We start from the raw sequence: 11,939 nt of genomic DNA on the forward strand, positions 1-11,939 counted from the left end.
CGGTGGTCCGTGAGGAGCGTGACATACTCCCGCGCCGCGCATGGCTCCTGGCTCCCACCGCGTCTCCCGGTACACCGTCTACGCGGAAGCGGCGCTCGCGGCGCTGGTGATGCTGGGCCCGGTGGCGCTCGGCGGCGCGGCGCGCTGGGTGGCCTGGCCGCTGGTCGCGCTCTCCGGTGCCGCGGCGGTGCTGGCGTTCGTGGGTGCCCGGCGCCAGGGCGAGACGCCTCGCGTGCCGCTCCTGTCCGCCCCCCTGGTGGGCGGCCTGGTGCTGTGCGCGTTTCAGTTGGTGCCACTGCCACCGGGGCTGCTCGCGTGGGTGAGCCCGGAGGCCGAGGCGCTGCGCGCGGACGTGCTCGTGCCGCTGGGGCTCACGGACTGGCGGCCGGTGTCGCTGGAGCCTTCCGCCACCTGGCGTGAGCTGGCGAAGCACGGGGCCTATCTCCTGACGTTCCTCGCGGCGGTGCAGGTGTGCCGGGCGCGCGCGTCGAGGCAGCGGCTGCTCGCGGTGCTGGCGTTCACGGGCGCGGCGGTGGCGACGGTGGGGCTGGGGCATGCGCTGTCCGGCGTGGACACGCTGTTCGGACTGCGGGCGTACGTGCACGCGCGGCCGCCGCTGGTGACGCCATTCGGCAACCCCAACCACCTGGCGGGCTTCCTGGGACTGTGCGCGACGGTGTCGGTGGGGCTCGCGCTGTCGAAGCAGCCGCGCTCCCGTGCGTGGCCCTTCGCGATGGCGGCGCTCGTCTCCGGCGCGGGCGTGCTCCTGTCGCTGTCTCGCGCGGGCATCGTGTTCTTCGTCTTCGGGCAGGTGCTGCTCGCCGTGTGGCTGATGAAGCAGCGGCGCGAGGCGCGCACGCCCGCGAGGCCCGCGTGGGGCAAGGGCGCGGCGGTGCTGCTGGGGCTGCTGGCCACGCTGTCCGTGGGCGCGTACCTGGCGGCGGATCAGCTGTGGGCGGAGGCGCGCACCGTGGACGGCGTGGAGTCCCTGCGCCGCGGCAAGATGGAGCCCTGGCCGATGATGGCCCGCGCGGCCCGCGCCTTCCCGGTGCTGGGCATGGGGCGCGGCGCGTTCGAGGCCGCCTTCCCGCGCTACCAGACCGAGCCCAACCCCAACACCTTCACGCACCCGGAGAACGCCGTATTGCAGTGGGCGGCGGAGTGGGGCGTGCCGGGACTGCTGCTGCTGGGGCTGGGCGTCTGGGCCTTCGTGAAGCGCGTGCGGCGCGAGGACCACGGGCCCGTGGAGCTGGCGGCGCTGTCCGGCGTGGCGGCGCTGGCGCTGCACAACCTCTTCGACTTCAGCCTGGAGCTGCCCGCGTGCGCGGTGGCGGTCGCGGTGGTGCTGGGCTCGGTGGCCCGGCCCCGTGAGGCCGAGCGCATGGCGGCACGCCGCACGAAGCAGGGCACGCTGCCCGCCGGTCCCGCGATGGCGCTGGCGGCGGGGCTCGCGGTGGTGCTGCTCGTCGCGCTGGTGCCGGGACGCCGGAGGATGGCGGACGCGGAGGTCCTGCTGGCGGAGCGCATCTCCGCCCGTGCACCGGACGCGGAGGTGCGGGCGCTGGGGCTCCAGCTCATCGGCGTGCACCCGGCGGACTACCTGCTGTACCGGCTGATGGCGATGGCCTCCGTGTCCCACGGCGCGGCGGGCGCGAAGGACGCGCTGACCTTCGTCAATCACACGCTGTACCTGCGGCCCCTGGATGCCCCCGTGCACCGCGTGGCCGCGCGGGCCCTGCTGCACCTGGGCCGCCGCGAGCAGGCCTTCCTGGAGTACCGGCTCGCGCACGAGGCCGGGGACTCGAGCGTGTTGATCAGCGAGGCGATGCCCAAGGCTCGCACGGTCGAGGAGCTGAAGACCCTCACGCCCGAGGCCCCCGGGCAGGCGGTGGCGCTGGCGGAGGCGATGCTCGCCGTGCCCTCACGCCGAACGCTGGGGCTCGCCTGGCTCGCCTGGGCGCGTGAGCACTTCGAGGGCCAGCCCGAGGCCCCCGCGCTGTGGATGCAGGAGGCCCGGGGCCAGCTGGCCCAGCGGGAGCTCTCCGCGGCGGAAGCGGCCTGCGCGGAGGTGGAGCGGCGCGCTCCGGACGCGGTGGCCACGCACCTGCTGCGCGCGGACGTGTGGCGCGCGCAGGGAAAGCGCGCGGAGGCCCTTCAGTCCCTGGAGTCGCTCGCGAAGCGCTTCCCCCACGACGTGGAGCTGGCCTTCACGCTGGCCACGCGGCAGCAGGAGGCAGGGCTCACGCGTAGGTCCCGCGACACGCTGGCCGCCGTGGCGCCGTACCTGACGGACACGCGGCAGCGCGCGCGCCGGCTGTCGCTGGAGGCGGACAGCTTCGAGAAGGAAGGCCTGCTGGCCCGCGCGCTGGAGCAGCGCCGCTCGGTCGTGGGGTTGCTGCCCGGACCGGACAGCCACTTCGCGGTGGCCCGGTTGCAGGAGCTGCTGTCGCGCTACGACGCGGCCGCGCGCTCGGTGCACGAGGGCCTGCGGCTCATGCCGCTCGGCGATGCACGGCGCGCGGAGGGTGAGGCCTGGGCGGCGCGGCTGGAAGAACGCGAGCGTGCGTTGCAGGACGCACACAAGGGGGCGCTGCTGGAGGACGCGCCGGGCTCACCGGCGGTCAGCGACGCTCCTCCGCCATGAGAGCCCTTCAGGCTGGAGCGCCTGAGTCCTCCTGAGAGCCGTTGTACGAGGCCTTCGCTTCGTCCTTCTCCATCGTGGCCGGGTGGATGAAGGAGGCGACCAGGGGCCACTCCAGACGCGCGAAGTCCTGGAAGCGCATCTCCAGGGCCTCCTTGTGCGAGCCCGCGCGGAACAGCAGCCGCTCGTTGACGCTCAGGGCTTCGTCCATCGCGACGGGCAGGCCGTACAGCTCACCGAAGGGAGGCTCGGCGCCCGTCTCGCAGTCAGGGAAGTGGTCGGCGAATTCGGATTCAGCGGCGAGCCGCGTGGTGCGGACACCCAGCGTGTGGCGGACCTGCCGCAGGTCCACGGTCGTCAGCGCGGGCACGACGACAATCCAGGGCTGCCGGTCGGCCAGGACGATGACGGACTTGGCCACGCGCCAGCCGGGCACGTTGAGGGCGTCCACCAGCTCCATCGCGCTCACCGCACGCGCATGCGCATACCGCTCGAAGGGGACGCGGTGTCGCCGCAGATAGCTTTGAATGGCATTCGGGATCATGGGGGACATCACCTCCTTCTTGCGTTGAAGGTGTGTCCGGGCGACGCGGGCGGCCATTCACCACCGGGGTGACACGGCCGTGGGAGCCTGCCCTCGTCCGGCGGGTCGGAGGGCAGGCAGGCGGAACGCCTCACGTCACTGCTGGAAGTCGTACACGCTTCCCAGCTTGAGCAGGCGCGTCAGCTCGTCGAGCGCCGTCATGGTCTCCCGAGCGAGCGCCGGGTCGCGCACGTCCTCCGGCTTGAGCACGTCGCGGTAGTGCCTGCGCACCCAGCCCGCGAGCGATTCATGCAGCGCCGGTGAGTAGAAGACGTCCGCGGTGATGGCGGCGCGCTCCGCGTCCGTGAGCGTGATGCGCTGGCGCAGGCACGCCGGGCCGCCGCCGTTGTTCATGGACTGTCGAACGTCCAGGTAGTGCACCGCCTTCACCGGGTTGTCCCCGGCGACCACGCGCTCCAGGAAGGCGCGGGCGGTGGGCGTCTCGCGGCTCTCGATGGGGGCGATGATGGCCATGCTCCCGTCCGGCAGCGACAGCACCTGCGAGTTGAACGGATACGCGCGCACGGCGTCCTTCACGGGCAGCTCCGCGTCCGTGGCGACCTCGGAGCGGAAGGCGTCGCCCAGCTTCTCGCGCAGCGTCTGGAGGAGCTTCGGGTGCTCCACGAACGCCAGCGCGTGCAGCATGAGGAAGCGCTCGTTGCCCACCGCGAGCACGTCCGTGTGGAACGCCCCCGCGTCGATGCCGTCCGGATGCTGCTGCGGCAGCACCACCTGCTCCGGGGCCAGCTGGTGCAGCCGCGCCAGGGCCTGGCTGGACTCCAGCGTCTGGCGGGCGGGGAAGCGCTGCGGCCCCTTCACGTCCTGCCACGCGCTGCGCCCCCACGCGAGCAGGTGCACGGCCTTGTGCCCCGGGGTGAAGAGGCGCGTGTGGTTGGCCGCGCCCTCGTCCGCGAAGTGCGAGGCGCCGGGCAGCGGGGCGTGCACCTGGAAGTGCTTCGCGTCCGCGAAGATGGCGCGCAGCACCGCGTGCGTGGTGTCCGCCTCGATGGCGCGGTGGAACATCTGCGTGAGGTTCGCGGGCGTCAGGTGCACCCGGCCATCCGCCGTGTCCGCGGACGGCGCCACCGTGGCCGCGTTCGCCGTCCACATGGCGGAGGCGCTGGAGGTGAGGCGCAGCAGGTGCTCCGCGTCGCGCGCGGCGCGGGTGATGACGTCCTCGTCGGAGCCCGTGAAGCCCAGCGCCCGCAGGGTGCGCAGGGAAGGGCGTGGCTGGGGCGGCAGCACCGCCTGGCCCACGCCCAGCTCCGACACGAAGCGCATCTTCTCCAGCCCCTGGAGCGCCGCCTCCCGGGGATGGCTGGGCTGGCCGCCGTGGTGCTGTGACGCCAGGTTGCCCGGCGAGAGGCCGGCGTAATTGTGGGTCGGGCCAATGAGGCCGTCGAAGTTGTATTCGCGCATGGGATATGGAGACGCGTCGTGGAGCGTCCCCCTTTAACAAAGCGCCTCAAGCGTTTCCTGCGCTACCTGCTCATCGCCGGGATGTTGCGCCTGCTCCAGTTCCTGCCGCTGGGCATGGCCCGCGCCCTGGGCATGACGCTGGGCGGCTGGGCGTACGCGCTCGCGGGCTCGGAGCGCAGGAAGGCGCTCAAGTCGCTGGCCCGCGCCTTCCCGGAGCGCACACCGGCGGAGCGTGACGCGCTCGCCCGTGACGCCTTCCGCCACCTGGCCGCCGCGGCCCTGGAGGTCGCCTCCGCGCGGGCGCTGGAGGCCGGGCTGGAGTCCCTGGTGTCCTGGCCCCCCGAGGACCGCCGGGTGCTGGAGGCCGCGCTGGCGAAGGGGAAGGGCGTCGTCTTCGTGTCCGGCCACGTGGGCAACTGGGAGCTGCTCGCCCGGCGCGTGGCGAAGGCGGGCTACCCCAGCCAGAGCATCGCGAAGGAGACCAGCGACCCGCGCCTCACCGCGCTGGTGGAGGACTTCCGGGCGAAGGGCGGCGTGCGCAGCATCTGGCGCGGCCAGGAGGGCGCGGCCCGGGCCATGCTCCGCGCGCTGCGCAGCGGCGAAATCCTGGGCATCCTCATCGACCAGGACACCAAGGTGCAGTCCGTCTTCGTGCCCTTCTTCGGGGAGCTGGCGGCCACCCCGCGCGCGGCGGCGGACCTGGCGCTGCGCACCGGCGCGGCGGTGGTGGTGGGCTTCTGCCAGCGCGAAGGGCAGGGCTACCGGCTCACCATGGAGGAGGTGCCGCACCCGGACGCGACGGAGCGTGAAGCGGCCGTGCAGGCCCTCACCGCCGCCCTGTCGCAGCGCATCGAGGCGGCCATCCGCCGGGCCCCCGAACAGTGGGTGTGGATGCATCAGCGCTGGAAGACGCGTCCACCCGAGGACGTTCCCCCGGCCCTCGCTGGCGCACCGTCCGCCCCGGCGCGGTGATAAGGAGGGCGTCGTGCCGCGCCTGCTTGCCTTGAGCTTCCTGGGACTCCTCGCCACCGCCTGCGCGCCGCGCCGTCCGGCCCCGGGCGCCGCGAACGAGCCGCGCCCGGACGTGGTGCTGGAGGGCGCGCGCCTGCGCTCCTACGAAGGCGACACGCTCCAGGTCTCCGGCACCGCCGCGCGCGTCAACTACCGGCGCGCGGGCGGCGAGGTGCAGGCCACGGACGTCGTCGTGACCCTGCCCCCGGGCAAGGGCTCGCCCCCCTCCCAGCAGGCCGGCACCACCATCCGCGCGCCGAATATGGACGGCAGCCTCGCGTCCAAGACGTGGGTGGGCACGGGCGGCGTCGTCGTGAAGACGGGGGAGGGCCTGGTGGCCAACACCCCCCGGCTGACCTACGACTCGACCGCGCGCCTGGCCCATGGCGAGGAGGGCGTGACGATGAAGGGCCCCGACTACCAGATGCGGGCGGACCGCTTCACGCTGTCCGCCGCGGACCAGACGTTCACCTTCGAAGGCACGGTCCAGGCCGTGCTGGGTGGAGCGACGGAGTGATTGAGTTCCTCGTGATGGCGCTGTTCATGGCCCAGCCCGCGTCCTCCCAGGCCGCCGCTCCCGCCGCTGCTGGCGCTCCGGCCGTCGCGCAGGCCACCCCGGCCGCGAAGCCCGGTGCGACCACCGCCCCGGCCGCTCCGGCCACGCCCGCCACCCCGCCGCCCGCGCCCGGCACGTCCCTGGCGCCCACGGGCCTGCGCAACCCGGTGGACCTGTCCGCGGACCACGTCACCGGCGACCGCAACCAGGCGGTGCTCACCGGCAACGTGGTGGTGAAGCACCAGACCATGGACATCCGCTGCGACAAGATGACCGGCTACTACAACGCCACCCGTCAGGTGACGCGCGTGGTGTGCGCCGGCAACGTGCGCGCGGTGGACGGCGACCGGCAGGCCCGGGGCGAGCGCGCCGACTACGACGTGCCCTCCGGCGTGCTGGTGGTGACGGGCTCCCCGGAGGCCCGCCAGGGCAACACCTACCTCACCGGCACCAAGGTGCGCCTCGTGCTGGGCAACGAGCGCCTGGAGGTGGAGAACGCCCGCATCCTCGTGGACTCCCCGTCCACCACCGCCGTCCCCGGCACCCGCAAGAAGGCGCCCGCGCCCAAGCCCCCGGGCACGGTGCCATGAGCGGCGCGAAGCTCTTCGCCGAAGGGCTCCAGAAGACCTTCCGGGGCCGCCAGGTGGTGCGCGGCGTGTCCTTCAACGTCGCCCCGGGTGAAGTCGTGGGCCTGCTGGGCCCCAACGGCGCCGGCAAGACGACCAGCTTCAACATGGTGGTGGGCCTGGTGACGCCGGACGCGGGCCGGGTGCGCGTGGGCGACGAGGACCTCACCCACCTGCCCATGCACCGCCGCGCCCGCCGGGGCGTGGGCTACCTGCCGCAAGAGGCCTCCGTCTTCCGCAAGCTCACGGTGCGCGAGAACTTCCTCGCCGTGCTGGAGCTCCAGAAGGGCCTCACCGCGCAGGACCGCAAGCAGCGCGCGGACACCCTCCTGGAGGAGTTCGGCCTCTCCCACGTCGCCGAGTCCTGGGGAGAAACGCTCTCCGGCGGCGAGCGGCGCCGGGCTGAAATCGCCCGCAGCCTCATCCCCGCCCCCCGCTTCATCCTCTTCGACGAGCCCTTCGCCGGCGTGGACCCCATCAACGTGGGCGACCTCCAGCGTCAGATCCACCTCCTGCGGGAGCGGGGCCTGGGCATCCTCATCACCGACCACAACGTCCAGGACACCCTGGGCATCTGCGACCGGGCCTACATCATCGCACAGGGTCAGATCCTCGAAGAGGGCACCCCCGCGCAGATCGCCGGTTCGGCCCGTGCGAGAGCCGTCTACCTGGGAGACCGGTTCCGTCTCCAGGCTCCGTGAAAACCCGCCCTCCCCGTATGTCTCCAGATGCTCCGGGTGAAGTTGGCCCCACTTTTGCGTCGACGTTTGAACATCAGCCAGGCGAGCGGGGGTTTCGGCAACCTGTCGGATTTCCTGCGGATTTTTAGACACTGCAAATCAGAAACCATGTGCTGGGGCACTGGACGTGGCCGGGGGTCCTTGTTAGGTTGGCACGGTCCTTGATTGGAACCTCCAATCAAGTGGCACGCAAGCCTTCCGGAGACGCCCCCACATGGCGATGGAACTCAAACAGAGCCTGAAGCTCGCCCAGCAGCTGGTGATGACGCCCCAGCTGCAGCAGGCCATCAAGCTCCTCCAGCTCTCTCGTATGGAGCTCCTGGACCAGGTCCGCGAGGAGATGGAGCAGAACCCGCTTCTGGAGCAGCCCGAGGAGGGCATGCCCGGCGAGGTGAGCGAGAAGGAGCCTGGCGAGGCCTCGCTCGAAGCGGACAACACGGAAGTCGCGCGCGACGTGGACCTGCCGTCGGCGACGCCTGAAACGGCCCAGGAGTTCAAGGCGGACGGCGAGGGCCCCCCGGAGATTGACTGGGAGTCCTACCTCAACAGCTACCAGTTCAACGAGCCCACCACCGCCTCCAACAAGGGCAACGTGGCCACGGACGACCTGCCGTCGTTCGAAGCCAACATGGTGAAGAAGGAGGACCTGGTCGACCACCTCCAGGAGCAGCTGGGCACGCTGCGGCTCAACGAGGCCGAGCGCCGCGTGGCGGTGCTCATCCTCGGGAACCTGGACGACGACGGCTACCTCAAGCTGCCGGAGATTGAAGGCGACCCGCTCATCCGCCTGTCCAACGAGGCGGACGTGCCCATGCACGTGGCCGAGCGCACCCTGCGCCGCATCCAGAACCTGGAGCCCCGGGGCTGCGGCGCGCGCGACCTGCAGGAGTGCCTGCTCATCCAGCTGCAGGCGATGAAGGACCCGAACGCGGCGCTCCTGGGCCTCATCATCAAGCGGCACATGAAATATCTGGAGAGCAAGAACCTGCCGGCCATCGCCAAGGACCTCAAGGTCACGTTGGATGAGGTGGTCGCGGCGGCGAAGCTGCTCCCGAAGCTGGACCCGCGGCCGGGCCGCAACTTCAGCGGGGATGACGCGCAGTACATCACCCCCGACGTCTTCGTCTACAAGCTGGGGGACGACGACTACACCGTGGTCCTCAACGACGACGGCCTGTCCAAGCTGCGCATCTCCGGCATGTACCGGAACGCGCTCAAGACGGGCGCGGTGAGCCCCGGGCAGACGAAGGAGTTCATCCAGGACAAGCTGCGCAGCGCGATGTGGCTCATCCGCTCCATCCACCAGCGGCAGCGGACCATCTACAAGGTCACCGAGAGCATCGTGAAGTTCCAGCGGGACTTCCTGGACAAGGGCATCGCGCACCTCAAGCCCCTCATCCTCCGTGACGTGGCGGAGGACATCGGCATGCACGAGTCCACCGTCAGCCGCGTCACCACCAGCAAGTACGTGCACACGCCGCAGGGCATCTTCGAGCTGAAGTACTTCTTCAACTCGTCCATCGCGCGCGTGTCCGGCGAGGACACGGCCAGCGAGGCCGTGAAGCACCACATCAAGCAGCTGGTGTCGCAGGAAGACCCGCGCAATCCGTACTCGGACCAGAAGATCGTGGAGCTGCTGCGCTCGCAGGGCACCGAGATTGCCCGCCGCACGGTGGCCAAGTACCGCGAGGTGCTGGGCATCCTCCCCAGCAGCAAGCGCAAGAAGTACTTCTAGCGCTGTTGCGGACTCACCGGCCCTGCACGCCAGGGCCGGTTTGGGGCATGAAGCGGGTCCATGGACCCCGTGCTCCCCCATGATGTCGGCGTTCCCCATCGCGACCCTGTTCCGCTCGTCGTCCCTCCCGTCACGCTGGAGGGACGCGCGGCGCGGCTGGTGCCGCTGAGCCTGGACCACGTGCCCGCGCTCACGGCGCTCTGCGAACCCGAAATCTTCACCCACTTCTCGCGCGTGCTGCGCACGCAAGACGACGTCGCGTCCTACGTGTCCGCCGGGCTGAAGGCGGCCGCGGCGGGCACCGAGCAGCCCTTCGCCATCATCGAACGGGCGAGCGGGGACGTGGTGGGCACCACGCGCTACCTGGACATCTCGCGCGAGTACCGGACGCTCGAGATCGGCTCCACGTGGCTGGGCCGCCGGGCGTGGCGCACGCGGGTGAACACGGAGTGCAAGTTCCTGCTCCTCACGCACGCCTTCGAGTCGCTGGGCGTGATGCGCGTGCAGCTCAAGACCGACCGGCGCAACGTGCGCTCGCGAGCGGCCATCGAGCGCCTGGGTGCTTCCTTCGAGGGCATCCTCCGCAACCACATGCTGGTGCGCGGCGGCGTGGTGCGCGACAGCGCGTACTACGCGTTCATCGACAGCGAGTGGCCGGGCGTGAAGGCGCGGCTCGAAGGACTGCTGGCGCGGGAGTGATAGGGTGCCGGCCGCCATGACCTTCCCCGTCCCGAGCCCGCGTCGAACCGTCTTCCGCCTCACCGCCCTGGGGGCGCTCGTGGCGCTCACCGGCTGTGGCGGCGGTGAGACGAAGGTGATGTCGCTGGCGGAGCTGTCGGACCGCTCGCTCACGTTCGCGCTGGCGGACGTGGACGACGCGGAGACGCCGGACGCGCAGGGCGCGCACCGCGTGACGGTCAGCTACTCGGTGGCGGCGGACGGGCCGTGCTCGCGCTTCGCGGCCGACGTCACGGCCACCCTCAACGGCCAGCCCATGACGCTGGTGCCGGGCGGCGCTTCGGACGTGGGCGGGCGCGCGGAGGCGTGCGAGAACAGCCGCGCCTTCTTCAACTTCGATCCGGCCGCCTGGGGCCGCGAGGCGGTGGAGGACGTCGTCGTGCAGCTGCAGGACGCCACCAGCACCGTGCGCCTGGTGGTGAAGAACGCCAAGGCCAAGCGCAAGTTCACGTTCCAGGGCGAGGGCACGCCGGACAAGCTGCGCGTGGGCCAGTCCTACGACTTCCTCTGGGAGCCCTCCACGGAGGTGCCCGGCCCGGTGGAGGCGCTGCTCTTGCGCGAGGGAGGCCGCGCGCCCGGCGTGCTCGAAGTCACGCAGGACGGCAACCTGTCCACTGTCGCCATCCCCGCGGGCACCCCGCAGGCGAACCACACCCTGACGCTGGGCGCGGACCTCACGGCCACCGTGACCGAGTGCACGGGCGTGGCGTCGTGCTCGGGCGCCATCTTCCACTCGCAGGACTTCGTGCTCTCCGTGGTGCCCTGAGCCGGGCGGGCAGGCGGCCCGCGCGTGTTTGCCGCTGCGTGCCAGCGCCTCCACCGTGAGGGAACGCTTTTTCCTTCCCACGGAGTGACGCCATGGCCCGCAATCCCGATCCCCGCACCGCCGGCCCCAAGCCGCCCTTCCCGGAGCAGACGCAGTCCGCCCCCGGCCACGAGGGCGCCATGTCCCCGGAGCCCGACTACGGCGAGCAGTCGTACAAGGGCTTCGGCCGGCTGCAGGACCGCGTCGCGCTGGTGACGGGCGGCGACAGCGGCATTGGCCGCGCGGTGTGCCTGGCCTTCGCGCGCGAGGGCGCGGACGTGTCGTTCGCGTACCTCAACGAGGGCGACGACGCCAACCACACCCGCCGGGTGATTGAGGGCTCCGGGCGGCAGGCGCTGGCCCTGTCCGGAGACATGGCGCTGGAGGCCACCTGCAAGCGCATCGTCGAGGACACGGTGAAGAAGTTCGGCCGCATCGACGTGCTGGTGAACAACGCGGCCTTCCAGGGCAAGGCGGTGGAGAAGTTCGAGGAGCTGGACGCGGAGCGCGTGGAGCGCACCTTCCGGGTCAACATCCTCGCGATGTTCCACATGGTGAAGTACGCGCTGCCTCACATGAAGCCGGGCGCCACCATCATCAACACCGCGTCCATCCAGGCGTATCAGCCCTCGGCCGGAATCCTCGACTACGCCGCCACGAAGGGCGCCATCGTCGCCTTCACCAAGGGCCTGTCCCAGGAGCTCATCAGCCGGGGCATCCGCGTCAACGCCGTGGCGCCGGGCCCCGTGTGGACGCCGCTGATTCCGCAGTCCTTCGACGCGGAGAAGGTGAAGGAGTTCGGCAAGAGCTCGCCCACTGGAAGGCCCGCGCAGCCCGCGGAGCTGGCGCCCTCCTACGTGTTCCTCGCGTGTGACGAGTCGCGCTTCGTCAACGGGGACATCCTGGGCGTCACCGGAGGCATGTTGCTCGCCTGAGTTCCACGCACGGGGTGTGGGGGACTCCAGACCGGAAAATGAGGCCCGGGCCGGAATCCCCCCGCCGTGCCATGCAGCGGACACCAGACGTGTCCTATTGCGGTCGCTTTCGCGAACGCGAGCCGTGGACGGGAAGTTCCAACCTGGGGG

Annotated in this window: 11 protein-coding genes; 9 read left to right on the forward strand and 2 right to left on the reverse strand. The window is 71.4% G+C overall.

Annotated features, from left to right (window positions below; genetic code table 11):
• Positions 1-40: 40 nt before the first annotated feature.
• Positions 41-2,644, forward strand: coding sequence for an O-antigen ligase family protein (locus tag D7X96_RS10775; protein ID WP_121769656.1), 2,604 nt, complete (start codon positions 41-43; stop codon positions 2,642-2,644).
• A gap of 7 nt (positions 2,645-2,651) precedes the next feature.
• Here D7X96_RS10775 and D7X96_RS10780 read toward each other — a convergent pair whose 3' ends face one another.
• On the reverse strand, positions 2,652-3,185 hold the full coding sequence (locus tag D7X96_RS10780; protein ID WP_208647294.1) for an aminoacyl-tRNA deacylase: 534 nt from the start codon (positions 3,183-3,185) through the stop codon (positions 2,652-2,654).
• 135 nt (positions 3,186-3,320) lie between these two features.
• The gene (astB, locus tag D7X96_RS10785) at positions 3,321-4,643 is read right to left on the reverse strand and encodes an N-succinylarginine dihydrolase (RefSeq protein WP_120548309.1); all 1,323 of its coding nucleotides are present in this window, start codon (positions 4,641-4,643) and stop codon (positions 3,321-3,323) included.
• A gap of 18 nt (positions 4,644-4,661) precedes the next feature.
• Here astB and D7X96_RS10790 point away from each other — a divergent pair, with 18 nt between their 5' ends.
• The 8 genes from D7X96_RS10790 to D7X96_RS10825 all read left to right on the forward strand — a co-directional run bounded on the left by D7X96_RS10790 (position 4,662) and on the right by D7X96_RS10825 (position 11,789).
• Positions 4,662-5,615 (forward strand): lysophospholipid acyltransferase family protein, encoded by a 954-nt coding sequence (locus D7X96_RS10790; protein WP_120548308.1) that lies wholly within the window; start codon positions 4,662-4,664, stop codon positions 5,613-5,615.
• Positions 5,616-5,628: 13 nt separating this feature from the next.
• Positions 5,629-6,171 carry an LptA/OstA family protein gene (locus D7X96_RS10795; RefSeq protein WP_120548307.1) on the forward strand — a complete coding sequence of 181 codons (543 nt, stop codon included), beginning with the start codon at positions 5,629-5,631 and terminating at the stop codon, positions 6,169-6,171.
• Positions 6,168-6,800 (forward strand): LptA/OstA family protein, encoded by a 633-nt coding sequence (locus D7X96_RS10800; RefSeq protein WP_120548306.1) that lies wholly within the window; start codon positions 6,168-6,170, stop codon positions 6,798-6,800. The genes D7X96_RS10795 and D7X96_RS10800 overlap by 4 nt, the downstream gene beginning before the upstream one ends.
• Positions 6,797-7,537, forward strand: a complete 741-nt coding sequence (gene lptB / locus D7X96_RS10805; RefSeq protein ID WP_120548305.1) for an LPS export ABC transporter ATP-binding protein — start codon at positions 6,797-6,799, stop codon at positions 7,535-7,537. The genes D7X96_RS10800 and lptB overlap by 4 nt, the downstream gene beginning before the upstream one ends.
• A 253-nt stretch (positions 7,538-7,790) precedes the next feature.
• Positions 7,791-9,311, forward strand: a complete 1,521-nt coding sequence (gene rpoN / locus D7X96_RS10810; RefSeq protein WP_120548304.1) for an RNA polymerase factor sigma-54 — start codon at positions 7,791-7,793, stop codon at positions 9,309-9,311.
• A 60-nt stretch (positions 9,312-9,371) separates the two neighbouring features.
• Positions 9,372-10,010 carry a GNAT family N-acetyltransferase gene (locus D7X96_RS10815; protein WP_120548303.1) on the forward strand — a complete coding sequence of 213 codons (639 nt, stop codon included), beginning with the start codon at positions 9,372-9,374 and terminating at the stop codon, positions 10,008-10,010.
• A 16-nt stretch (positions 10,011-10,026) separates the two neighbouring features.
• A complete protein-coding gene (locus D7X96_RS10820) occupies positions 10,027-10,815 on the forward strand; it encodes a hypothetical protein (protein ID WP_121769658.1) in 789 nt (262 codons plus the stop codon).
• A gap of 92 nt (positions 10,816-10,907) precedes the next feature.
• Complete coding sequence (locus tag D7X96_RS10825) at positions 10,908-11,789, forward strand: SDR family oxidoreductase (RefSeq protein WP_121769659.1); 882 nt, start codon at positions 10,908-10,910, stop codon at positions 11,787-11,789.
• Positions 11,790-11,939: the final 150 nt, after the last annotated feature.

Source organism: Corallococcus interemptor (assembly GCF_003668875.1).
Taxonomy (GTDB): Bacteria; Myxococcota; Myxococcia; order Myxococcales; family Myxococcaceae; genus Corallococcus; species Corallococcus interemptor.